This is a genomic window from Pseudoalteromonas sp. CO109Y (genome assembly GCF_004208935.1).
GTDB lineage: Bacteria > Pseudomonadota > Gammaproteobacteria > Enterobacterales > Alteromonadaceae > Pseudoalteromonas > Pseudoalteromonas shioyasakiensis.
Genome location: NZ_SGPD01000010.1, coordinates 1 through 25,285, shown reverse-complemented (window position 1 = coordinate 25,285; position 25,285 = coordinate 1). Strand labels below are relative to the sequence as shown.

Genomic DNA, 25,285 nt, shown 5'->3' with positions numbered 1-25,285 from the left:
ATAAATAAGATTGATCAAATGAATATTAGGCACGTCGACCTCAACCTATTGGTGTATTTAAATGTCCTCATTGACGAACAAAGTGTGTCTAAAGCCGCCAATAAACTAGCTTTGACTCAACCTGCAATGAGTAACGCCCTTAAGCGTTTGCGAGATTTGTTTGATGATCCATTATTAGTGAGAGCCGCTGGCACAATGACGCCAACGGCAAAAGCGCTCAGCCTTAAACCTGAAATAGAATCACTGTTAAAAATGGCTGAGGAAATTACTCAGCCAAGTGAGGTATTCGACCCGAGCACCGCGAATATTACGTTTCGGATCATGGCAAACGACTATCTTGAATCAACCCTTATTGCGCCGTTTATCACCCAGCAGCTAGCAAAAAATCCGGGGCTTAATTTTGATATTTTGAGCCCAAGCGATGTTAACCTTCAAGATATGGAAAAAGGCACCATCGACCTTGCCATTAATCGCTTTAACGGCCTGCCCCGCTCATTCCACCAGGCAAGTGTGTGGCGCGACAATTACTGCTGCTTAACACACCCAGACAACTCTTACTTACAACAGCAAAACCTCGAAGGCTACCTTGCACAAGAACACATTTGGGTGAATCGGGCTGGTTGGGGCGTAGAAGCTGCAGTAACAAATAAATCAGGCAGCCAAAAACTCGGCTGGGTCGATGAGGCATTATGGCAACTAGAACAAACCCGCAATATTCGCGTATTCACCCGCCATTACATGGTGGCGAGCCTACTTTGCCAATCACCTCAACTTATTGCCACATTGCCCCGTCGCCAAGCTATGTTACTCGCAAAACACACTGATTTAGTAATAAGTCCAGTGCCATTTCAAATAGTTCCTATTGAAGTAAAAATGTTATGGAGCCCTTTGCTACATCACGCAAACCCGCATCTGTGGCTGCGTAGAGAGCTACTTGCCTTTGCCAGCACCGTGGCTGATCGCTAAAGACAGCATAATATTGATAAAATCAATATCAGTTATTGAAAACAACAATTTCATTAATAATGAGTGAAGGGCTAGAGTGAAGTTAAGCACATAAACAAAGAGAAAATGATTATGGAAACTTCAGCGCAATTCACTCAACAGGACGGCCTTTACATTAATGGTCAATTACACTCATTCATCGAGCAGCAGCTTTGTACAAAAAGCGATTTAGCTTGCGAAGAAATTTACCAAACACTGGCAACAATGGTTGATGAGTTTGGTTGCCAATGCCGTAAAACCAAACATCAAGATGATGATGTTCTACAAGCAGAGACACTCTTAAAAGCGTATAGCACAGTACGTACTCACCCGCATTGCCATGTTGATGCACAAACAACAACTGCAGTGCTAGATGAATACTGCTGCCAAGTACCAGCTATTTTAGTGGTTGCGTTAATGGATACATTAACAGGCATGACAAGCAACGAGCCAGGTGCAGAGCACATTTACCAACGTGCAGCACAGTTAACAGGTAAACCATGTGTCTACGCAGTTAAAAGCGCCAATGCCGCTTAATATGGTTCATTATTTGAGTTACTTATTCGCGCGATGATGCTTGTTGCAAAATCACTGCAACTAAGCATCGTCGCATCGGCTACTAGGTTAGCCAAATCAAACGTCATTTCACTTGCGCTAAGCGTCTGCTCAAGAGCTTTTTCTATTTTATTCGCCGCTTCGTGCCAGCCCATAAAACGTAGCATCATGACCGCACTTAAAATACTGCTTGTTGGATTTGCACTGTCTTCCCCGGCAATGCGATTAAATGTGCCATGAGTCGGTTCAAAAAAGGCCACTTCATTATTTAAGTTTGCCGCAGGCATAATACCCACGCCACCAACTTGTGCGGTTAGCATATCAGCTAAGTAATCACCATTCTGATTGGTTGTTACCACCACATCAAATTGCTCTGGGGTGAGCAGTGCTTGTTGTAGCATGTTATCGGCAATGACTTCTTTGATGATTAAATCATCTTGCTCGTCACGTTTGATCACTAACCAACGAACATTTTCATGCGCTACAGCGTTAAACTCTTGCTCAGCAAGGGCAAATGCCCAGCGTTTAAAGGCGCCATCGGTAAATTTAAGTACATTGCCTTTGTGAACCACAGTCAGTGATTCACTGTGCTCTTTGAGGGCAAAGTTTAGGGCGTAACGCATTAGTCGCTCTGCCGCCTCTTTCGAGCTATTTTTAATACCAATACCGCATTGGTTATCAAAACGAAGTCGGGTGACACCCATTTCTTGGCACAGAAAATCAAGCATACGCTCGTTATCGATACTGCCAGCCTGCCACTCAATGCCTGAGTAAACGTCTTCTGAGCTGTCGCGTATTACTGTGATTTGGGTTTTTTCAGGCTCTTTTAAGGGCGATGGTAAATGCGGATAACTACGAATAGGCCGCATGTTAACGAATAAATCCATCTCATGACGAAGGGCCACATTTAAAGAGCGAAAACCACCGCCGAGGGGGGTTGTTAGCGGCCCTTTTATGGCAATTTTATACTGTCTAACGGCATGTAGGGTTTCTTGCGGGAACCAGTCGCCATCGTAAAGCGCAGCTGCTTTTTCGCCATTGAACACTTCCATCCAGTGTATTTGTTTATCACCTTGATAAGCCTGACTCACTGCAGCATCAACAATATCACGCATCACCGGGCTGATATCTTGACCCACACCATCGCCTTCAATGTAAGCAATAACCGGGTTATCAGGAATATGCCATTGACCCTTACTATCGATAGTAATTTGCGCGCCATTCGAGGGTACTGAAATATGTTGATACTGCATCATGCCTTCCCAGCAAGGTGTTTTAATAATATTAATATCAAGAAATAGCTAATTTGTCTGTGCTTACAAAGAAATAGCCGCTATTCAAGCAATCAATGCGTTACCTTGGTTATCTCGTCTTGCATGGCACAAAATAAGGATGCAATAAGTTGCGTATCGAGCGTGACGGTATCTTTTTTAAGCGCAGCATCAACGGCAACCGCCTTAACATAAAGCGTTTCACATTCGAACATGTTCGCAGCGCCCTTAAGCATATGAACATTTCTGCTTAAGCCATCAATGTCCATATTTTTGTATTGCTCGCGCATTTCTCGATACTGTTCTTCAAGGCCTTTTATGTAGTCATCTTTAAGCGCCTGAAACTCTTTTTCAGGTAACTTGATATCGGCCAACTCATCGCAATCTAAGTAACTGGCAATTTTATGGCTAAACGCGTTTCTATCAATTGGTTTGGCGATTAAATCATTAAAGCCTTGTTTCATATAACGGGCAATTTCATGCTTCATGGTATTCGCTGTCAGTGCAATGATTGGCGCACTCACTCCCGTTGCTTGCATCATTTTTAATGCTTCTTGACCGTCCATAATCGGCATTTGAATATCCAGTAGAATAAGGTCAAAGCTGTCTTCGAGGGTTGCTTGCACTGCGTCTTTACCATTTTCAACGGTGGTCACTGTCAGCCCCATACGCTCTAATATTCGCGCAATTAAACGTCGGTTGTCTGGGTGATCTTCGGCAAGTAATACTCTGCCCTTTAAGTTCTCTGGTGCATCAAGCTTACTAAACGGTGAGGTTTCAACGAGCTTCACTTCGCTCATATCATTAAGCCAGCGTGTATTATCTGTAGTATAAATCGACATGGTGAAAATAAACTCACTGCCAGAGCCGACATTACTTTTAACGCTAATATCCCCATCCAATTTCTGCGCAAGGCTCTTTGAAATATTAAGGCCAAGACCCGTGCCACCATACTGCCTAGAAATACTTGAATCCGCTTGATAAAAGGCACTAAACAGGGCTTGTTGCTCTTTGTCTGTCATGCCAATACCTGTGTCTTTTACGCTTATCGACAACTTATCGTTATGACAGCTCACCGTTAAAGTTATACGCCCCACTTGAGTGAACTTAAGGGCGTTGGTTGTTAAGTTTAATAAGATCTGCCTTAAACGACTCGGATCGGTAATTAGGTAGTCTGGCAACGGGAACTGATAATCAACACTGAACTTTAAGCCCTTATCGCGAATTTGCTTGCCGATAAGTGACTCAATATTGGCAATCGTGGCAAACAAGTCTGTTTCGACTAAATCTATTTCTAGCTTGTTGGCTTCAATCTTCGACATATCGAGTATATCGTTTATTAATCCAAGGACATGGCGGCTATTTTGCAATATAACGCCAATCCCATGGTTGCGCTCATGAGGCTTAATGTCCCCGAGCATAATGCCATCTGCATAGCCAATAATTGATGTCATTGGGGTGCGAATCTCATGACTGATATTCGCTAAGAAACGGCTTTTAGCTTCATTCGCATCGCGAAGCTCAGAGGCAAGCTCTTCAAGCTCCAAGGTTCTTAAATGGACTTTTTCTTCTAGATTTTTGTTGAGCTCTACGTTGTCATCGTGAAGCAACCTAAACTTATCGGCCACAGCAAACGCCAGCAACATGGCGTCCATGGCTGTGCCTATCAACCCCAATAAATATAAATTAATGGAAGTAGCTGGCAGCAAGCCTAAATTAGTTAAATTACCGACCATATTCGGTAGCATCATGGCAATGTAAGCAAGCACAAAATAGCGTGCTGGCTTGAAGCCAATGAGCATACAGCGAATACCTATGTATAAGCCTAAACATAAAGCAACACCCGTTACTAACGTTGACCAATAAAAACCAAAGCTTGGCCATAAAATACAAAACGGAATACCCAAAGTGGCGATTACACCCACCGTGAGTGATAATTGCGCCAGTTTCGGAAATGTTTCTTTGAGTTTAAGTAAGTTGTTGTAAAACAAAATATTGGTTAAGGGTGTGAGGGCAAAGCCGAGCCAGTGAAGATGGGGATTATAGTAACCAAACAGCTGATCAGAAATATGGAAAAAATGGCTCCAAGCAAACACCCAGGAAGCAGTAAATAATGCGTAATACAGGTGTGTAACATCACGGGAAACCAAGTAAATTAATAAGTTATATAAACCAAGTGCAATGCCCACCCCAAAGCACAGCATCATGATCATATTTTCGACGGTTATGTTCTGAAAATAATCTTGATAAGGCGTTAATACCAGCTTTGCGGGAGTATAAAAGTAGTCACTCTCAAAATAAGTGATTAGTGTGTAGCGCTTACCTTTTTCAAGAGATAAGCGATTACCATAGTGAAAAGCAAATTGATTTGGCTCGACCCCGCCGGTTACAAAGTGCTGTATCGGGGCCGTTGGATCTGTTATATCGTAAATGCGGCTTTCTATTTTCGAAACCAGGGTGTTATACGGGTAGAGAACTAAATCTTCGATATCACTTAGATTTTCAATTTCAACAATTAACCAATAGCGACCGCCGACAGAGCTTATTCGAGATTGTGGTTTTTTGCTGGCTCGCCATGCATCAATCGCAGCCACCGATTGCGGAAACATATTATCATTTGCCGTAAACACTTCACCGACATCATGAAGGTTTTGATCAGCCACGGCGTCGGTGTAGACAAACGTATCTTGTGCATTAGCCGAAACACTTAATAAAACCAAAAACAGCAGAGTGCTTAAATACAGCTTTAACCGCATTCACAAAACCCCTGTAACATCGTGGAGTTGGCAACGACTAGAATTGCATTGAAACATCAAAGCCATAGCGACGCCCTTCCCCTTTAAAGTCTTCAAGCATGCCTAAGAACGAGCTTAAATCGAACTTTAACTGACTGTATTCAGTATCAAATAAATTTTTGCCCCATAAAGTAAATGACCAATTATCAACATCATATTTTAGATGCGCATTAACAATGCTAAAGCCGTCTTGGCGGGCATAAGGGTTCATGTTCTGATCAAAATAAAACTCAGACTGATAATCGTAAATAATATTGGCCGATAACGGATATGACGCCAAGCTGGTATCGTATTTTAATCCCGCTGATACATTCCATTTAGAAGTAAATGGTAGTTGGTTATCGGTAATACTATTGCCAAGTGGGTCAACGTATTCTTCAAACTCAGCATGAGGAATATAGCCAACTGAAAGTAGCATGGCTAATTGCTTAGTTGCTTGGTAATTGATTTCTGTTTCAAGGCCATAAATAGTTGAGTCAGCCACATTTTCAAGTAATTGCACTGGGGGCATTTGCGGTGTTTCTGAGGCTTGATTCATAAACACTTGTTGGTCGTTATAGTCATAATAAAACGCCGCCCAATTCATTCTAAGTTGCTTGCCAGGCCAGAACGACTTTAAGCCAACTTCATGGGCATTTAAGCGCTCTTTACCGTAGTTTGCTAAGATTGCTTGTTCTTCAGATGACAAAAAGCCGCCGTTGTAGCCACCACTTTTACTACCATTAGCAAAACGATAATAAAGATTGCTTGCATCTGAATAGCGATAATTAACGGCAAATTGACCAGTAAAGCCATTGTCTGATTGCTCATCGGTAACGCGATAAAATGGTACAAGCACTCCGTCTAAGTCATTCACATCAACCACCGCATTTAACGTGGCGATTGAGTCATACTCAAGTGACTCATAGTCATATCTAAGGCCGGCTGTGATCATCCATTTATCTGCGACTGGTACTTCAATTTGGGTAAATACAGCCAAATTTTGCATCTTGATTTCATTATCGTAAATAAAGGTCGCGGTTAAGTTTGTCGGTAAAATACCCCGGAAATCACGCAAAATATCATTTAGATTATCTTGCTCAATCGTCTCATCGGCAAAATAAACACCACTGGTGAGTGTGTAATCAGCAAGTTCGTTTAATATCCTGAATTCTTGGCTGAATAGTTGGGTATCTAACCCTAATACTCCTTCGCACAAACGAGCTGGCGAGCCATCGCAGTTAAAAGCATGGCTTCTTTCTAAATCGTTAAAGCTCGAAAGTGAGGTAAATGTACTTTGCTCGTTTAAATGCCAATTCACTTCGGCGATAAAACCGTAGCCATCAGATTTATGAGGTGAGTCGTTATTGACACTCACAGCAAAGAAGTCATCACTGCCATCATTAAAACCAAAGTTATCAAAACAGCGTGTTGAGCCCGCATCTGCTGGTGAACACAGCTCACCCGTTAAAGGATTCGCGACAATACCAATACTACCAACTGGCTGGGCAATACCATCCCAATCTTCAATATGCGCTTGCAGGTAAAGATCAACGTCATCCCACTCGGACAAAAAAGACACACGTGCATTTTTTTGCTCCATGCCTGCTGTTGGTGAGTCTGCATAGGTATTTTTTGTTGAATATTCATAGTCTTGATAGTTAACAGCAATACGCATTGCGCTGGAGTCTGAGAGTTGCTGGTTCCACACACCATCGATGCTGGTGGCGTTGTTATTGGCAGCACCTAATGTTAGCGAGCCATAGCTATCAAACTCAGGGCGATTTGAGCGTATTAGTATTGCACCACCGGTAGAATTACGACCAAACAAGGTACCCTGCGGGCCGCGTAAAATATCGAGTTGTTCAATATCGTACAAGTTAACAATTTGATTATTGGCAGACCCCACCGCAACACCATCAATATACATGGCAACAGGTGAGGTATTCGCCGTATTATAATCAAGTAACCCCACCCCACGGATACTCACAGCGGGAGGCGTCCCTTCTGCGGCGTTTTGGGTGATTTTAACGTTTGGCGCAAACAAACCAATTTCAGTTGAATCTTTAAAATGCTGAGCTTTTAAAATTTCGCCATTCACTTGGCTTACCGCCACACTCACGTCTTCAATTGCTTGCGGACGCTTTTGTGCATAAACGCTAATAACTTCCATGTCTTTTTCAGTCTCAGCTCCTTGTGCAACAGCGCTTGCCATTACACATGCCGCCAAGCTTGAGCTCGACAACATCATAAACTTTGGATCTTTAAGAAAAGGACGCTTCATTGGCTTTTAGACCTTAAAAGAGGGAAACTTGTTAAATTGTTGTAATTTAGTGGTAAGTATAGACCAAACAATAGATTAAAGTCGCATATAAATCATGAAAATTCATGACTTATACGCATACTTATTTACAACTTTGCTCACACTATCCTTTTTCGAATGCATGCTCTCCGCTGATTTCGTTTGGCCAACCACATATTGCCCGGGCTGTTTGCATACCGGCCATCACAGCAGCCTCAACGCAGCCCGCATTAACCCCTGTTTTTATCCAGTCGCCAGTGATGCGCAAATTGACAAACTGACTACCATCTGTAGCCAAACGGTATTTACTCGAATCAACCACAGATAGGACATAGCGCTCACTGGGATCGACATTAACGCGCCAATATTGCTGCTCAAGAACAGGTAAAATGCTATGCGGATCACTGTAAAAAACCTGCCAATCAAACTTGTTATCAGTATAGGCTTCAGGCCAAAGTGGCCGCATATCTGAGCTAAACAAATTATGCATATTCAATTTTACTTCGGCTTTCATTTGCTCTGGGAATTGATGTGCACTGGCAGGTGGGTAGTTTTCGCAGCTAAACGCACTGCAAAAATAGGCAACATTAACTGGTGAGTTGTCACTTGGCCAATCTTCTTTATCGAGCAAGTTGCCCATTGCAGCCCAAGTATCAAACGGCTCTACAAAGCCACTTAAAATAGGCCCTTCATGAGCAGCATTAGTTTGCGTAAAGCCAAGTTGTGCGTCGGTTTTATTCAACCATACTTGGCAAGCCTGAGTCGCCACACTTTGCACTTTTGTTGCTTGTTGAGAAAGCGCGTAATCTACAGCTAAAAGTTCAGAGGCAACGTGTTCAAGAGAGGCAACCGAGACCCCTAAAATCAGTGTATCAAAATCAATACCATAGCGAAGCGTCACTGTTGGCAATGGGGTACTAAAGTGTTCTTGATACACCTCTGGCCAATTACTCCAAAATGACTCTAAATTAATTTGATATTCTTGCAATAAGTGCGCTTGTTCAGGGCTGATTTGCTCATACAGTGGCTCACTTGGCCAGCATGGCAGCTGTTTTACATCAATGAGCGGTTGATAATCTTGGCCAACTAAACTCACCTGTTGGCAAAGCTCAATTTCACTCACCAGCGGCTCACCTTGGGCAGTTTGCCCAGCAGATAAGTTAGTTAACTGATGGAAAAACTTAAACTTAACACCGCGCTGCTTTAAAAGTTCATAAATTGGCCCGAAAATAACATCGCCCATGCCTGCTTGCATTTTCCACATTACGCCGCCTTTATAGCAAAGACCTATACGTAACATAGCAAGGGCGGCAACGCCTGCTTCAACATTGGGTTTACTAAAGTCACCTTTAGGGTAAGCGAACACCAAATCATAAAAGCCGCGCACTGGCGCTGAATCAACGCTGTAAGTTTTATTCGCACCATTTTTTTCGAGCCACTGACGAAAATCGTAGCAATTAATGACACCAAAACCGTCGCGATATACTTTGTCTTTAATCAATCCTGTGAGCATTGCAATCGCAAGATCGGCACAAATATAAAGTCTGCGCAGCTCCGGGTTGTCATCGAGTAAATCAATAACTTGGTCTTTAAACCAACGTTTTAACTTTCTGACGATATACCAAATCACAAGCCGATCGGCCTGCTTATCTGTATGGGTGGCCTGCTTTTCGGTGAACTGCAGCAAATGAGTTATCAATGTTCGCGGGTTTGAGGCAATTTCTGCCGCACCTGCTTCAATATCATCAATAAACTGCTTTGCGCCATTTAAATGGGTATCAATGTCTGCTTTGATTTCTTGATACATGTGTTTGAGTAACGATTGATCCCGTGATTTTTTAGTCACTAAAATGGTTTTAGCATCTTGCTGCTGACAAACATGCTCAATGCCTTCGGTCCATTTTTTTAGCCATGCTAATGTCATGGTGACAAAGTCCCACACTGTTATATCTAGACTGCCATCAGCGGGGTTCCCTTCAACGGTAGGAAAATCTATCGGCCAAGTTTGCCATTCGTTATCAATAAACTCTTGTAAAGCAATAAAACTGTGTGGTTTAAATGCCTGCTGCCAAGTAGCCAATGAACAACTAGCTGGTCGATTGAGTGAGTTATACACCCCTTCTAGGGTGCGAAAGCTATTTACATAGGCGCCAAACCAAACATGTAAACCATGCTCTTCGATTCGCTGTCCAAAATGGGCGTTTCGACCACTCGCCCCTTTACCGCCAAGGCGCCACCCCTGTTGATAAACGGTAATTTCGCGCTGGCTTTGCCAATTAGCTTGCTCGGTTAAATACACTGCCGCAGTCATCGCTGCAACACCGCCACCGACAATGGTGATTTTTTCTTTTTCCATGGTTACCCCTGTGCTGGTAGCAGTTGTGTTGCGCCAAGCTGGTCAAAGTCCATATTGACGTAAAAAGGTAAATGAACCGCTTGTTTGCCAAGTGCGATGCCAAACATGTCATTTAGAGGAAAACTCGCAAGAGCTTTTACATCCAAACTAAAATCATTGTGTAAAAGTTTTAATTGATGAATTTTTTTGATTAACGATGGTGAGTGAACCACGCTTTGATAAACGGCTTTATCTCCTTGGCCATCGGGAAATTGTTTAAACAAAATCTGATCCATCTGCGGATGAATAAACCCGTCTAACAATTGTTTAAGAAGCGATAAATCAATGCCTTTAATTTGCGCATCAAACAAATCGGTAACGTGTTTAGAAAAATGGGATAAGTTATCGAGTAGGTTTTCCTTGGTACTTGCCTGTGTTTGCTCAATGGTTAATAGCTCATGCATTGCTAATTTAGAGTCTGGGTTAAACACATCAAAACATTCTAAAGAAATACTAAAGGCGCCCGCATCACTCACAGCAGTTGGCATTTGATATTCACAGAGGTATTTATTGTAGCCCCAGGCTTCCCGGCCATTAATCAAAGCATAAATGTTATTGACGCTAATAAATGCCGGATACCAATATAAATGACTAATATCTCCATCGAGCATTTTTGCTACTGGGAGCCAAATAATAATATCAGTTTCTTGCATCCAGCCATGCTCTGAAAACGGTGGCGTTAATGAAGAAATTTTTTCGATATCAGTGAAGGTAAGTAAACACGTGCTCCCTAACACATTAAACGAGGTTGATTCGGTTGCTAATAAATTTAAAGTTGCATCAACATACTGCTGCATTTTTTGCTCACACCCAGCAACAAAAAATCCGTACATTTGCGCATTGATCATTCGACAAGGTGGTTTAGCAACCGGGTTAGATAAGAAGTGGCTGTAATTTGCTTGGTCCGTCATAGTCATTACTTATATTGTTGTTTAGTAATGACTATAGACCAGTTTTTTAATCGTTGGGGACAAGTTCTGAGTTACAACACTCTTTTAGTAGCTGTTCGGTAAATTGCTGATAACCGAGCTGATTAAAATTCTCAGATAGCGGGTTCATAAACCCATGACCATAGTCGGCTATTTCACAGCTCACCTTCGCTTTACTTTTTAATGTTGCAATCACAGGCTTTATATCAAAGTGCTCTTCACTGTGAGGAAAAATAAATCGACAAGGAACGTTAGCCTCAAGCTCAAGATGATGTCTAACTTGGGATGGATAAAAGGCAATGATTTTTTTAATGAAAGAATTTTTTAATTCTGCTTGGGCACGCCACACAGCGGCAGCACCTGCACTAAATGCAATAACCGTGGTTGGCTGGCGAATAGTAGCCATTTTTAAATGCACTAGCTCAAAATAACTGTCATGGCCGCATTGAGTCATAAAATGTTGATATTGAAACTGATCATTTATGGGGAGCTGAATTTCCCCCATGTAAGGGTCACAAAGACTCACTTTACCGCGAAGCTGCTGAGCAAGCAGCGATAAATGCGCTGTTTTACCGAATATATCTGATACCAAAAGGTAATTCATAAGCATACTTCTTATTGTTATTTTGTGCCTAATCACAATACGCCTGTTTCTGTTAAACATCCAGAGATTATTTTTGATGTTTAAAAAATAAACCTTGCGCTTAGTTAATTCTTACAGTAATCTACTTGTCTGGTTTTTAGAAACCACGCGGTTAACCCCTTACCTTGATCCAGTAATTCCCGCATATTCGTATAAATACTTGCAACTTGTTTGCTAAATGACATTTTGATGAATTTTCAAATCATCACCAAACTGTCACAAACTTAGTCAACACTGTTAGCAAGACAACAAATGTCGGTCTGTATTTTTAAATGCCTTTTAAAGCTCTACAGACACTGACAAAAGAAAGAGTGAGTTTTATTATGTCATATAAATACAACGGATCTTTGATCCAGATCGCACATCCAGTGCAATCAATCTCGGTAAATAAACAGCGTGTAATTTTTAGTGACACGCAGGGCTTAAAAAATGCCATCTTCCAAAAGGCCAGTGATGCACGCCAATTTGTGAAGTGGTTAAAAGCCAACTAAACCCTACCGATAAACGCCAGCCAACAAGCTGGCGTTTTAGTTTTTACCACCAGCCTGCATATAGCTAAATTCCTGCTACACTTATATTTTTAGCCCATAAATAGGTAGTAAAAATGCGTTGTGTGTGGTCTATTTTACTATTACTTTTTTGCCTGCCCGTTGCTGCAACCAAGCAACCGAAGACCATTGAGTGGATCATGGTCGATTTTGCCCCCTACTACATCATGAATGACAAGTACGAAGGCACAGGTCGTGATGAAAGTGTGATCAAATTACTAGAAAAAGCACTCCCTGAAGTGTCATTTAAACGCACTTTATTGCCGGCTAGTCGTGCCGTACATGAACTATCAAACCCGCACAACAATTACTGTATGCTGTCGTTGTATCAAAACGAGCACCGTAAGCAGCATATTCAGTTTACTGAACATTCATCAACTGTTGGTTTGTCGCCGTCTATTGCAATACGCAAAGAGTTAGCAACAAAACTTAAGCTAGACTCAACAAAACCTGTGTCACTAAAATCATTATTGGCCGAAAACCTTGCTTTAGGGGTCTCTATGAGTCGCTCTTTTGGAGCAAATATCGACAAAGTGATTAACGAAAGTCATGACGCTAATATTATCTCTCGCCCCGGCAGAGATACCCTCGCAAGCCTAACTTATATGCTGCAAAAAAAGCGTATTGATATATTACTTGGCTACCCAAGCGAGCATTATTACTTGGCTCATTCCATGGGCTTTGAAGATGACTTAACTCAACTATCACTTACTGAAGCTCCGGCGTTAAGCATTGGCTATATAGGCTGCACTAAAAACAAGCAAGGTGAGGTAACGGTAAAATTATTAGATGAAGCTCTTGAGAAAATCGCTCATACAGATGCTTTTCATGATGTGTTAGTTCGCTGGCTACCGGATAATTTGCAGCCCATTTTAGAAAAGAGATTAAAAGATAGAAACGAAAGTGCCGCTCATTAAGCGGCACTTTTAAGTTTACCAACCCACATAGTTATGCGAATTGGCGGTCGTATTAACGGTGCTTACTTACGCACACCTTCAATGAATAAACCAATATCAACATGCGTAGAAGCAGGGCCAAGGTTGTAGTCAATACCATAGTCAGTTAATTTAAGACTTGTTTCGCCTTCAAAACCAACACGGTAACCGCCCCACGGATCTTTACCTTCACCAATTTTATCAATTTCAAAAGTAATGGTTTTGGTTACACCATTCAAGGTAAATTCACCAGTAACATCTGCTTCGTCACCGTCTTCATCAAACTTGATTGAGGTACTCTTAAATGTTGCAGTTGGGTATTTATCAACATTTAAGAAGTCTTTACCGCGTAAGTGCTTGTCACGCTCAGCATGGTTTGAGTCGATGCTTTTAGTATCAATCGTTACATTGATTTTAGATGCATTAGGCGCTTTATCGTCATAGCTAAAATCACCTGAGAAAGTATTAAAGCGACCATGTAACCAGCTGTAACCTAAGTGCTTAATTTTAAAAGTTACAAATGCGTGTGCACCGTCTGTATCAATAACGTAGTCAGCTGCATTTGCGTTTGCTGTTGAGAAAAGTGCAGCACTTAGTGCTGTGCCTAATAGTAATTTTTTCATATTAATCATCCTTCAATGGTTTGATCATTCTAATTAAGGTTTTATCTTTATCGATAAAATGATGTTTTAGTGCCCCTAAAGCATGTAAAACAACCACAGCTATTAGCCCATACGCGGCATAAAAGTGAATTTTACCTGCAATATCTTCTTGGTTCGCGACCGACTCGGGTAATGCCGGTACAGCAAATAAATTAAATACTTCAATTGCACGGCCATCAGCCGTAGAGATTAAATAGCCTGATGTCACAATGACGATTAAAGCTAAATAAATTAGTTTATGGACTGAGTGTGCAACTCGATTCATTGCTTTTGAACTACCTGCAACAGGCTCAGGTTGGGTGCCTAATAAGCGCCAACCAAATCGAAACAGCAATAATGCCGCTAAGGTAATGCCCACGCTTTTATGTAAGTCCAAAGAGCCTTTGTACCAAGCGTCGTAATAAGTTAGCTCAACCATATAAACCCCTAAGCCAAACAAACCAAACACCCCAAGTGCCATAAACCAGTGCACTAAGATGGCCACCCAGCCATAACTTGACTTTGAATTCTTTAACATACTCATTTCCCATGAGAATCGTGAAACTAGATACATCTTAAATGACGGCTTATATAATGAAAATAGCGTAAAACGAACAGCTTCTGTGCGTATATGCACACCCAAGGAAAGGGGAAAGGGGAAAGGGGAAAGGGGAAAGGGGAAAGGGGAAAGGGGAAAGGGGAAAGAGTAAAGTTGCAAGGGGAAAGGGGAAAGACAGAAGGTGCTAGGTGCTAGGTGCTAGGTGCTAGCAGTAGTATGAATCCTCGTTAATAAGAGCGTTTAATTCTTAACGTGATAAATTTTTAGTTTTCTCACAACCGATTAGTCGCTCACCCCAATAAACTCAGCCGATTTCAAAAGAAGTGACGCCAAAAATACGGTTTAATGGCAAGCTCGGACATTCGCCGGTATACATTCTGGCGGTTTCAAATGACACCTGCATGTTGTATTTCTGTGCTAAAGCAACAGCAGCTTGATTAACTTCTGGTGTATCCAGGAAAATAGCGTCAGAGGCACCCACTTTAGAATTTAAAGCAAGAAATAGAGATTCAGCCAATTCTGGTGAGTCGGCAAATAGAGGGCCAATTTTAAAGCCATTCTGACATTTGCGAATAACGCCGTATCCTGCCAGTTTCCCATTTTGCATTACGCCCAAAGCGTCGCATTGGGGTTGGCTTAACCACGCTTTAGTAAAGTTTGCCCTATTTACTGGGAAAAAAGCCTGTTCGTATGCGTCAATAATTTCGAATGGCACAGCATTAAGATCTACAATATCTGAATTTTGCTGTGAATTACCACCGCCTACTCCTGCAAAACGAATATTACGATAAGCCAGATTAAAACCAGACTTTTTATAGTTTTCTTGCTGTTCCACCACACCATCAAGGCCGATATTCAACCCTTCAAGGCGCTTTAATGCGGCATTCCAGATTTGTATTCCGTAACCTTTGCCACGGTAACCGGGTTTAACAATGTAGAAGCCAATAAAGCCAAATACATCGTGGTAATTAATGGCAGAAATTGTAGCGATAGGCTCATCGTCTAGAAAACCAACTAGAAATCCTTCAGGATCAGCTGCAAAATAACACTCTGCATCATTAAGACCTGGATTCCAGCCTTCTGCTGCTGCCCAATCAATCATGAGTTCGACTTCCTTTGTGGTCATGGTTTTGATTGTAAAGTGTTTATTTTGCATCTGCTTTCCTTATATTTTCAGTTTACTATGACAGCTAACTTAAGACTTACCGCTGAAAGCTTAAAACTATTAACTTCCAGCTATTCGCCTTCTTCCACCAAACCAACATAAATCTGGCTATTGGCATCTACCTGAAAGCAGCTGATCAGGTTTTCTTTCACCAGCTCTAACATGGCGATAAAGCTAACTACAACACCACTTCTGCCCTCTTCTACCGTAAAAAGAGTACTAAAAGGCAGCTGTGATTGGGCCTCTGAGAGTTTATCTAAGATTAAGCTCATGCGCTCACGGGTCGACAAGGCTTCTGCGGTAATATGATGGTGTTCAAATGTTTTGGCTCGGGCCATAACGTCGCTTAGCGCAACTAACAGGTCTTTCATGTCAACGTCAGGTAACAGTACCTCACGCTCACTCAATTCTGGTACCAGCGCTTCGGCAATAAAAATATCACGGCCTTCGCGAGGGATCTCATCAAGATTTTCGGCGGCTTTTTTAAATTGTTCGTATTCTTGTAAACGTCTTACAAGCTCAGCACGTGGGTCTTCTTCCTCTTCAAGCTCTTCATGTTTTGGTAATAATAATCGTGATTTAATTTGTGCTAATAACGCCGCCATCACAAGGTATTCACCAGCCAGTTCAAGCTGAAACTCGCTCATCATTTCAACATAACTTACATATTGCTCAGTAATACTAAAAATAGAGAGCTCTAGCACATCGAGTTTATGTTTTTTGATTAAATACAGAAGTAAATCGAGAGGACCTTCAAAGGTTTCTAAAATGATCTCTAACGCATCGGGTGGAATATATAAGTCTTCAGGTTTATCAACTACTGCTTTGCCATGCAAAAAAGCCAGTGGCAGCTTTTGCTGTACTGGCTCTTGTAAATTATCTGGCGCGTCAAGCTCTGGGCTAGTCAATGAAGTCTCTACTCAAATGGTTTAGTATCACCACAACCCACACGTAAGATTTCGATATCATCATCCGACAAGTCAATTACAGTGGTTGCCTGTTCAGGAAGATAACCACCATGAATAATTAAATCAACTTGCTTTTCAATGCGATCGCGAATTTCATCAGGATCAGCCTCGGTATATTGCTCACCCGGTAAAATTAAAGAACACGACATTAACGGCTCACCTAATTCAGCTAATAAAGCGCAGGTGATTGGGTGTTCGATAACACGAATACCAATGGTTTTCTTCTTTTCGTTTAATAAACGCTTTGGTACTTCTTTAGTGCCTTTAAAGATGAATGTATAAGGCCCTGGGGTGTTATTTTTAATCAATCTGAATAACTGATTATCAACGCGAGCATAAGTAGATAGCTCTGATAAGTCACGGCAGACCAAAGTAAAGTTATGGTGTTTTTCAATGCCACGAATACGTTCGATGCGCTCTTTTGCTTGCTTATTACCAATGCTGCAACCAAGTGCGTAACCCGAATCGGTTGGGTATACAATAACACCGCCCTGCTTAATAATATCAACCGCTTGGCTGATTAAGCGTGGTTGCGGATTATCTGGATGAATATGAAAAAACTGACTCATTACACGCTCCTATTGCCCTTCCCATGCTTGCCAAACCCCTTGGCAATCTTTTGGTAAGTATAAATTTTTACCTAACTCCAACCAACTGGTCGGAAAATGAAAATCTGACCCTTGCGACGCAAGTAAACCATATTCACGACTCAGTTCACCTAAAAACTGGCGCTCACTGGGTGCTTGCTGTGGCTGTGCAACTTCCATCGCATCGCCACCTGCGTCTTTAAACTCAATAATTAACTTACGTAGCCACTTGTTAGACATTTGATAACGCCCAGGATGAGCAAGAACGGCAACCCCACCGGCTTGGTGAATGGCAGCAATTGCGGTTTGCATATCACACCAACTACTTGGTACATAGCCTGTTTTTCCTCGCCCTAAGTACTTTTTAAATACCCCAGGAAAGTTTTTAGCAACACCACGCTCAATTAGTGCACGGGCAAAATGCGCCCGTGTGATCTGGGCGTTTTCGGCAAATGTTTTTGCTTGGTCGTAAATGCCTTCAAAACCATTTTTAGCGAGGCGACGACCTATCTCTAAAGCGCGCTCTTCACGCTTGCCTTGTTGTGCTTGTAATAATGACAACAGTGCGTCATTTTCATCATCAACATTTAAGCCAACAATATGAATTTCAAAGCTTTCCCATTTTGTTGATACTTCAACGCCAGCAATTAATTTAAGCGGTAAATTATCATCTGCAATAACTTGGCGAGCTGGCTTTATCGCACTTAACGTGTCGTGATCGGTAATTGCAAACACATCTATGTTTTTCTCAACCGCGCGGTGTAACAATTGCTCGACTGATAGCTGACCATCTGAGTATGTGGTGTGGCTATGTAAATCGTATTTTATCAAAGGGAAAGACTGCTTTACGTAAGTTCTTGAATCAATGATGTGAGTATAACAAAAATTTAGTGTCTGGGCGTGATTATCTTTTTAGGTTAGACATATATACCCACATAAATGGGCAATTGCGATGGGTAAATGCCGAACTCGTACTAATATGTAAATTAATGCTTGACAGTATCGGCTTAGGTACGCTTTACTGTATGCACTTTCAGACACGTTAAATAAGCAATAACAATGAACAAAACAATTCAAATCACAATTTGGTGGTGGCACTCGTAACTAGCGGGTGATGAATTGTCGTGTCTAACGATTTCAAAACCCGCTCAAGTAGCGGGTTTTTTTATATCTAAATTTTAAGGTTTTATAATGAATTACATAGCAACTCTTACACATCATTGGTGGTGGCGCCTGGCTTAGCGGGACGGTAAGGGTCTATCTAATTTATAGGCATCTTTATACGAACCCCGCCAAGCATCGCTTCGCGGGGTTTTGTTTTTTAAAGAGTTTTTGGGAATGAGGGAGAATGAGGTTTGATTTTTAGTCATATAACAACGACACCGGGTGAAGTAACCAGTATCACTCAAGTGCGCGACTACATCAGTAGCCCACTTGCGTTATACAGTTTACTCGATAAGCCTAATTCACTGCTGTTAGAGTCTGCTGAAATTGATTCTAAAGACAGTGTAAAAAGTCTAATTTTGGTTGACTCAGCGCTACGTATTGTTTGCCAAGGCAAACAGGTCACACTCACTGCACAGTCAAATAACGGCAAACAATTACTGCCTTATTTACAAACTCATGTGCAAAACTGCTCTGCTGAGCTTGTAGAAGATACATTAACGTTAACCTACAACGAGGTCGCAAGCGACATTGATGAAGCCAGTAAATTAGTAGCAGATAACGCATTTAGCGCGCTACGTAGCTGTATTAATAGTATTAAAAGCACCACAGATAACCCATTTTCTGTGTTCTTAGGCGGTGTATTTGCCTACGATATGGTTGCTAATTTCGAAACTCTTTCTGATGTGCCTGACGGCGAAAACAGCTGTCCAGATTATGTTTTCTACCTCGCCGAAACGTTAGTTGTCATCGACCATCAAGCAAAAACAACCGAGCTAATTGGCAATGTATTTAACGGCCCTGAAGTCCATGCTAATTGCTTTGAGGTTGGTCAACAGTTAGAGCGTTTAAATGCCGTATGTGACAATGCACAAAGCTACCAAGGACAAAAGCAAACAGGCTCAAACCCAATTTCTGTCGATGTTAGCGACGAGCAATACTGCGAACATGTCATCAAGTTAAAAAACAACATCGTTGATGGTGATATTTTCCAAGTTGTACCATCACGTACTTTTTCTCTCGCCTGCCCTGACTCACTTCATGCTTACAGCCAATTAAAACAACAAAACCCAAGCCCATATATGTTTTACATGCGCGATGAAGAGTTCGTGTTATTCGGCGCATCACCCGAGTCAGCCCTCAAATATTGCGCAGAGAGTAGACAAGTTGAGGTATACCCTATTGCCGGCACTCGCCCTCGTGGCAAGTTTGCTAACGGGCAAATTAATCCAGACCTAGACAGCCGCATTGAGCTTGAACTTCGTAACGACCAAAAAGAACGTGCCGAGCACCTGATGTTAGTTGATTTAGCGCGAAATGATGTAGCCCGTATTAGCGTACCAGGCACACGTCACGCGAAAGAATTATTAAAAGTAGACCGCTACTCACAAGTGATGCATTTAGTTTCACGCGTGGTGGGTACTTTAAAACCTGAACTCGATGCGCTGCATGCTTACCAAGCTTGTATGAACATGGGCACCTTAGTGGGTGCACCTAAAGTACGCGCTGCTGAGTTAGTTCGTCAAACTGAACAAAAACGCCGCGGCAGCTATGGCGGTGCTGTGGGTTATTTAACGGGCGATGGCGCCATGGATAGCTGTATTGTTATTCGCTCTGCCTTTGTTAAAAACGGCACAGCCTACGTGCAAGCAGGTGCAGGTGTGGTGTTTGATTCAGATCCACAATCAGAAGCCAATGAAACCCGCGCTAAAGCACAAGCTGTGATCACTGCGATTCAATCGACTTACGAGGCACAATAATGACGACAACATCAGCCTATAAAATCTACTTTTTAGATAACTTTGATTCATTTAGTTATAACTTAGTCGATGAACTTTCTATGTTAGGGTGCCAGTTAGTGGTATACCGTAATAACATCAGTGCACAAAGCATCTTCGACAAAATGTGCCAAGAGACAGTGCCTGTATTATTAGTACTTTCACCTGGCCCTGGCGCACCATCTGATGCGGGTTGTTTAATGGAGCTCATTGAGCTGTGCAAAGGTCGCTTCCCTATGCTGGGTATCTGTTTAGGGCAGCAAGCACTAACACAAAGCTACGGTGGGGTTATTGGTCATGCAGGTGAAACTGTGCATGGCAAGTCATCAATTATTGAGTTGACTGAGCACCCAGTATTCGCGGGTATGGGCGATAAAATGCCAGTTGCTCGTTATCATTCATTAATGGCAACCAAAGTCCCTGATGACGTTGAAGTAATTGCTTGTTATGAAAATATTCCAATGGCAATTTACCATCAACAAGATAATGCCCTTGGCTATCAGTTTCATCCTGAGTCAATTTTAACGCCAAATGGCGCATTGCTATTACAGCAAAGCATTGAATTTTTAACCGCACGCGTGCAGTAGAGGAATAACATGGAAGCAACAACTCAAACCCAGTTAAACCAATTATTAGCAAAGCAAGATTTATCGTTTTCGCAAGCAACTCAATTGTTTGATGCCATCATGAATGGCAAGCTTAATGATATTGAATTAACTGCTGCACTTATCGCCCTAAAACTAAAAGGCGAAACAAGTGATGAAATCGCCGGTGCTGCGGCATCAATGCGCGCCAATGCAGTGCCATTTCAAACCAACAAAACCTTGCTTGCCGATAGCTGTGGTACCGGTGGCGATGGCTCAAACACAATTAATATTAGTACCACGGCTGCTATTGTTGCCGCCGCTGCGGGCATCAACATGGTCAAACATGGTAATCGCAGTGTGTCGAGTAATTCGGGCTCTGCGGATTTACTAAAAGCCTTGGGTATCAATATTGATATGAGCCCTGAGCAAGCTGCGTATTGTTTAGAAAATACCGGCTTTACATTTTTATTTGCGCCGCATTATCACAGTGGTGTACGCCATGCGATGGGCGTACGTACGGCCCTTAAAAGCCGCACAATTTTTAATATTTTAGGGCCACTGGCCAATCCTGCAGCTCCTGAGGTGCAATTGCTTGGTGTTTATGACCCTTCGCTGTGTTTACCAATGGCCGAAACCTTAAAAACCCTTGGCACAAAACGCGCTATGGTGGTTCACGGTGCAGGCACTGATGAAATTGCCTTACACGGGACAACCAAAGTGGTTGAACTTAATAACGGTGAACTGAGCGAATACACGCTAACAGCGAGCGATTTTGGTCTTGCAAACTATTCACTTGAACAACTAGCAGGCCAAGGCCCAGAATATAACGCAAAAGCAAGCTTAGCGATTTTACAAGGTCAAGGTGAAATGGCGCATAACGCAGCCATTATAGCCAACGTTGCCGCTCTTCTTTATTTAACCGATAAAGCAAGTGATTTAAAAGCAGCCGCAGATCAAGTAAGCGAATTATTAGCATCAGGCAAAGCGATGGACACATTGAACGCAATTATTGAGGTAAGTCATGGCTAACGTGTTAGACAAAATTGTTGCCGACAAACGTATTGAATTAGAACAAAGAAAAGCACAGCGCCCGCTTGAGTCATTCATTAGCGAGGTTGTGCCAACCAAGCGAGACTTTGAAGGCGCATTAGCAGCAACCGGTACGCAGTTTATTTTAGAATGTAAAAAGGCCTCACCGTCAAAAGGACTTATTCGCGAACCATTCAATTTAGAGGAAATTACATCGGTTTATAAAAAGTACGCTACCTGCATGAGCGTACTAACAGATGAAAAATATTTCCAAGGCAGCTATGAGTACCTTGAGTATGTGCGCAGCCAAGTTGAACAGCCGCTTATTTGTAAAGACTTCTTTATTGATGAGTACCAAGTTTATTTAGCACGCTTATCTGGTGGTGATGCCATTTTATTAATGCTCTCTGTCCTTGATGACGAGCAATATTTAGCGCTTCATAAGGTGGCTGACTCTTTAAACATGTCGGTGCTCACTGAAGTTAGCAATGAGCAAGAAGTTAGCCGTGCTCTTGCACTGAATGCCAGCCTTATCGGTATTAATAACCGCGACCTTCGTGATTTAAGTACTGACCTTGCAACAACAGAGCGTTTACGTCAGCTTATCCCAAATGACAAAGTGGTGATTTCAGAGTCGGGCATTTATACCCATAAAGATGTAAAACGCCTTGCGCCATTGTGTGATGGCTTTTTAATTGGCAGCTCACTAATGGCTGAGCGCGACTTAGAAGCCGCATGTCGTAAAGTGATTTTAGGTGAGAACAAAGTGTGCGGTTTAACCCGTTCACAAGATGCGATGGCAGCCTACGCAAGTGGTGCTGTGTATGGTGGCTTAATTTTTTATCCTAAGTCACCGCGCTATGTCGATATCGACTGTGCCAAGCAAGTTACGCAAAGTGCCCCACTCGCGTATGTGGGTGTGTTTGTCAATGCACCTCTTGAACAAGTGGTCGATTATGCACAAAGCTTAAAATTAGCAGCCGTGCAATTACATGGCGATGAGAATAGCGAGTATATTCAAAGCCTCAGAAAACAATTACCGCTTGGCTGTGAAATTTGGAAAGCCCAAGCTGTTAAAGGCGAATTACCTAAACCACTTGAAGGGGTTGATCGCCATTTATACGACACTTACAGCAAGAGCCAAAAAGGCGGCACAGGCGAAGCATTTGATTGGTCTGTGCTAGAGACGGCAACCGTGCCGTTTATGTTAGCCGGTGGTTTGAATCCAGAGAATATCCATGCAGCGCTTTATCGCGGTGCTAATGGCCTTGACCTAAATTCTGGCGTTGAAGCGTCAGCGGGTAAAAAGTGCCAAACAAAATTACAAAACGCGTTTTCGCATATCAGAAATTATTGAGGTTAGAATGCAAAATCCAGCTTATTTCGGTGAATTCGGTGGTATGTTTGTACCACAGCTGCTTGTGCCAGCACTCAAGCAACTAGAAGCAGAGTTTAATAAATCACAAAACGATCCAGCTTTTCAGGCTGAGTTTGAAAAACTATTAAATGAATACGCAGGTCGCCCTACGCCATTAACTCTGACACGTAACTTAGTTAAAAATCCTAAGGTAAAACTTTATTTAAAGCGTGAAGATTTACTCCACGGCGGTGCGCACAAAACCAACCAAGTACTTGGTCAAGCACTTCTGACCAAACGCATGGGTAAAAAAGAAGTGATTGCAGAAACAGGTGCCGGCCAACACGGTGTTGCAACGGCCCTAGCCTGTGCCCTACTTGGCTTAAAATGCCGTATTTACATGGGCGCAAAAGACGTTGAACGTCAGCAACCAAATGTATTTCGTATGAAACTGATGGGCGCAGAGGTTATTCCTGTCACAGCGGGCTCTGGTACTTTAAAAGACGCAGTAAACGAAGCACTGCGTGACTGGTCAGCAAATTACAAAGATGCTCACTACTTACTAGGCACTGCAGCAGGCCCTCACCCATTCCCAACCATGGTGCGTGAGTTCCAAAAAATGATTGGTGAAGAAGCAAAACAACAAGTATTGAAAGCAGAAGGTCGCTTACCGGATGCTGTGCTTGCTTGTGTGGGCGGTGGCTCTAACGCTATTGGTATGTTTACAGACTTTATTGATGAACCAAGCGTAAAACTAATTGGTGTAGAGCCTGCTGGTAAAGGCTTAGATACCCACCAGCATGGTGCAACCTTATGTAAAGGCACCAAAGGCATTTTACACGGAACCTATACCTACATTATGCAAGATGATGATGGCCAAATTGAAGAGTCTTACTCTGTATCAGCAGGTCTTGATTACCCTGCTGTTGGCCCACAACATGCGCACTTACATGAAACTGGCCGTGCTGAGTACGTAGGTATTACCGATACTGAAGCACTTGAAGCATTCCAACTACTGGCTAAGAACGAGGGGATTATTCCAGCGCTTGAATCAAGCCATGCCCTCGCATATGCCCTTAAATATGCCGATCAACAAACCGAAGACACCATTTTAGTGGTTAACCTAAGCGGCCGAGGCGATAAAGATTTGGCTCACGTACACAGTGTTTTATCAGAAGGAGGCGCACTATGAGCCAGACTAACCGTTACGGACAACTGTTCGCCACATTAAATGAAACAAACCAAGGTGCTTTTGTACCCTTCGTTACGATTGGCGATCCTAATAAAGCACTGAGTGTAGAAATCATCAAAAGCTTAATTGATGGCGGCGCTGATGCCCTTGAGCTAGGTATTCCATTTTCTGATCCGATTGCTGATGGCCCAGTGATCCAAGCTGCTAACATTCGTGCACTTGATGAAAACATTAATACCCAAGATTGCTTTGATATCATCAAACAAGTGCGCCAGTACAATGCCGATATTCCAATTGGCCTGTTATTGTATTCAAACTTAGTGTTTAAACGTGGCATTGAAAAGTTTTATCAAGATGCTAAAGAAGCCGGTGTCGATTCAATTTTAGTGGCTGACGTGCCGCTACACGAATCAAAGCCATTTCGTAAAACAGCAATGCAAAATGGTATTGACCCAATTTTTATTGCTACACCGAATGCTGATGATGACACTTTACGAGAGTGTGCGTCATATGGCCGTGGTTACACATACCTTCTTTCACGCGCAGGTGTGACAGGCACAGAAACCAAGGCACAAATGCCAGCAGATTCATTAGTTAAAAAACTAAAAGATTACCATGCTGCACCGGCATTATTAGGCTTTGGTGTATCAACACCAGAAGATGTTAAATCAGCACTTGAGTCAGGAGCCGCTGGTGCGATTTCAGGCTCAGCTGTTGTTAAAATTATCGAGGCAAACCTTGATGACCAGACAGCGATGCTAACTGGTTTAAAAGAGTTTGTAGCCAGTATGAAAGCAGCTACTAAGTAAGTTTGTTTTATTACTTTAAAAAAGGGCCTTAAAGGCTAATGCTGATCAGTTAAGAAGTTGATCAGTTGACCGATCAGAATGATCATGCACAATCCGTAGTTAGGCAACTAACT

22 protein-coding genes are annotated in these 25,285 nt (G+C 42.3%); 10 read left to right on the top strand and 12 right to left on the bottom strand.

All coding sequences use genetic code 11. The features are described from left to right. Positions 1-18 precede the first annotated feature (18 nt). Both EXT43_RS02490 and EXT43_RS02485 read left to right on the top strand, forming a co-directional pair. On the top strand, positions 19-966 hold the full coding sequence (locus EXT43_RS02490) for a LysR family transcriptional regulator (protein WP_130166269.1): 948 nt from the start codon (positions 19-21) through the stop codon (positions 964-966). A 111-nt stretch (positions 967-1,077) separates the two neighbouring features. Beyond that, entirely contained in the window at positions 1,078-1,521 is a 444-nt protein-coding gene (locus EXT43_RS02485) for a hypothetical protein (protein WP_130166268.1), read from the top strand. Here the strand turns inward: EXT43_RS02485 and icd are convergent. From icd to EXT43_RS02455, 6 genes are all read right to left on the bottom strand, one after another. Beyond that, positions 1,518-2,792, bottom strand: coding sequence for an NADP-dependent isocitrate dehydrogenase (gene icd / locus EXT43_RS02480; protein ID WP_130166302.1), 1,275 nt, complete (start codon positions 2,790-2,792; stop codon positions 1,518-1,520). The two genes, EXT43_RS02485 and icd, sit on opposite strands and share 4 nt — an antisense overlap. 92 nt (positions 2,793-2,884) lie before the next feature. Then, positions 2,885-5,566 carry a 7TM diverse intracellular signaling domain-containing protein gene (locus EXT43_RS02475; RefSeq protein WP_130166267.1) on the bottom strand — a complete coding sequence of 894 codons (2,682 nt, stop codon included), beginning with the start codon at positions 5,564-5,566 and terminating at the stop codon, positions 2,885-2,887. A gap of 37 nt (positions 5,567-5,603) precedes the next feature. After that, positions 5,604-7,868, bottom strand: coding sequence for a TonB-dependent receptor (locus tag EXT43_RS02470; protein ID WP_240701462.1), 2,265 nt, complete (start codon positions 7,866-7,868; stop codon positions 5,604-5,606). Positions 7,869-8,010: 142 nt separating this feature from the next. Continuing rightward, positions 8,011-10,242, bottom strand: coding sequence for an NAD(P)-binding protein (locus EXT43_RS02465; protein WP_130166266.1), 2,232 nt, complete (start codon positions 10,240-10,242; stop codon positions 8,011-8,013). A gap of 2 nt (positions 10,243-10,244) precedes the next feature. Beyond that, positions 10,245-11,192 carry an acetoacetate decarboxylase gene (locus EXT43_RS02460; protein WP_130166265.1) on the bottom strand — a complete coding sequence of 316 codons (948 nt, stop codon included), beginning with the start codon at positions 11,190-11,192 and terminating at the stop codon, positions 10,245-10,247. Positions 11,193-11,238: 46 nt separating this feature from the next. Then, a complete protein-coding gene (locus EXT43_RS02455) occupies positions 11,239-11,814 on the bottom strand; it encodes a hypothetical protein (RefSeq protein ID WP_130166264.1) in 576 nt (191 codons plus the stop codon). Positions 11,815-12,176: 362 nt separating this feature from the next. Between EXT43_RS02455 and EXT43_RS20645 the strand changes: the two genes are divergently transcribed. Together EXT43_RS20645 and EXT43_RS02450 are read left to right on the top strand one after the other, a co-directional pair. After that, on the top strand, positions 12,177-12,344 hold the full coding sequence (locus EXT43_RS20645) for a hypothetical protein (protein ID WP_165381452.1): 168 nt from the start codon (positions 12,177-12,179) through the stop codon (positions 12,342-12,344). 113 nt (positions 12,345-12,457) lie between these two features. Further along, positions 12,458-13,318, top strand: coding sequence for a TIGR02285 family protein (locus EXT43_RS02450; RefSeq protein WP_130166263.1), 861 nt, complete (start codon positions 12,458-12,460; stop codon positions 13,316-13,318). Between the two features lie 62 nt (positions 13,319-13,380). Here the strand turns inward: EXT43_RS02450 and EXT43_RS02445 are convergent, their stop codons facing one another. The 6 genes from EXT43_RS02445 to EXT43_RS02420 all read right to left on the bottom strand — a co-directional run bounded on the left by EXT43_RS02445 (position 13,381) and on the right by EXT43_RS02420 (position 18,087). Continuing rightward, positions 13,381-13,959: a YceI family protein gene (locus EXT43_RS02445; protein ID WP_054561236.1), complete on the bottom strand. Its 579-nt coding sequence runs from the start codon at positions 13,957-13,959 to the stop codon at positions 13,381-13,383. A 1-nt stretch (position 13,960) separates the two neighbouring features. Further along, positions 13,961-14,515, bottom strand: a complete 555-nt coding sequence (locus tag EXT43_RS02440; protein ID WP_130166262.1) for a cytochrome b — start codon at positions 14,513-14,515, stop codon at positions 13,961-13,963. Between the two features lie 325 nt (positions 14,516-14,840). Beyond that, positions 14,841-15,692 carry a GNAT family N-acetyltransferase gene (locus EXT43_RS02435; RefSeq protein ID WP_130166261.1) on the bottom strand — a complete coding sequence of 284 codons (852 nt, stop codon included), beginning with the start codon at positions 15,690-15,692 and terminating at the stop codon, positions 14,841-14,843. 80 nt (positions 15,693-15,772) lie between these two features. Beyond that, positions 15,773-16,609 carry a ScpA family protein gene (locus tag EXT43_RS02430; RefSeq protein WP_058584771.1) on the bottom strand — a complete coding sequence of 279 codons (837 nt, stop codon included), beginning with the start codon at positions 16,607-16,609 and terminating at the stop codon, positions 15,773-15,775. 8 nt (positions 16,610-16,617) lie between these two features. Further along, positions 16,618-17,238 carry an L-threonylcarbamoyladenylate synthase gene (locus tag EXT43_RS02425; RefSeq protein WP_130166260.1) on the bottom strand — a complete coding sequence of 207 codons (621 nt, stop codon included), beginning with the start codon at positions 17,236-17,238 and terminating at the stop codon, positions 16,618-16,620. A 9-nt stretch (positions 17,239-17,247) separates the two neighbouring features. Further along, positions 17,248-18,087 carry a PHP domain-containing protein gene (locus EXT43_RS02420; RefSeq protein WP_130166259.1) on the bottom strand — a complete coding sequence of 280 codons (840 nt, stop codon included), beginning with the start codon at positions 18,085-18,087 and terminating at the stop codon, positions 17,248-17,250. Positions 18,088-18,611: 524 nt separating this feature from the next. Between EXT43_RS02420 and EXT43_RS02415 the strand changes: the two genes are divergently transcribed. Genes EXT43_RS02415 through trpA form a run of 6 tightly spaced genes read left to right on the top strand, consistent with a single transcriptional unit; the run spans position 18,612 to position 25,172 of the window. Further along, the gene (locus tag EXT43_RS02415) at positions 18,612-20,180 is read left to right on the top strand and encodes an anthranilate synthase component 1 (protein ID WP_130166258.1); all 1,569 of its coding nucleotides are present in this window, start codon (positions 18,612-18,614) and stop codon (positions 20,178-20,180) included. Continuing rightward, complete coding sequence (locus tag EXT43_RS02410) at positions 20,180-20,785, top strand: aminodeoxychorismate/anthranilate synthase component II (RefSeq protein WP_058584769.1); 606 nt, start codon at positions 20,180-20,182, stop codon at positions 20,783-20,785. The genes EXT43_RS02415 and EXT43_RS02410 overlap by 1 nt, the downstream gene beginning before the upstream one ends. Before the next feature lie 9 nt (positions 20,786-20,794). Next, positions 20,795-21,814, top strand: a complete 1,020-nt coding sequence (gene trpD, locus EXT43_RS02405) for an anthranilate phosphoribosyltransferase (protein WP_130166257.1) — start codon at positions 20,795-20,797, stop codon at positions 21,812-21,814. Further along, positions 21,807-23,171, top strand: a complete 1,365-nt coding sequence (gene trpCF, locus EXT43_RS02400; RefSeq protein WP_063529744.1) for a bifunctional indole-3-glycerol-phosphate synthase TrpC/phosphoribosylanthranilate isomerase TrpF — start codon at positions 21,807-21,809, stop codon at positions 23,169-23,171. The genes trpD and trpCF overlap by 8 nt, the downstream gene beginning before the upstream one ends. A gap of 7 nt (positions 23,172-23,178) precedes the next feature. Then, positions 23,179-24,363 (top strand): tryptophan synthase subunit beta, encoded by a 1,185-nt coding sequence (gene trpB, locus EXT43_RS02395; protein ID WP_130166256.1) that lies wholly within the window; start codon positions 23,179-23,181, stop codon positions 24,361-24,363. Further along, entirely contained in the window at positions 24,360-25,172 is an 813-nt protein-coding gene (trpA, locus tag EXT43_RS02390; RefSeq protein WP_130166255.1) for a tryptophan synthase subunit alpha, read from the top strand. The genes trpB and trpA overlap by 4 nt, the downstream gene beginning before the upstream one ends. The last annotated feature ends 113 nt before the right edge of the window (positions 25,173-25,285 follow it).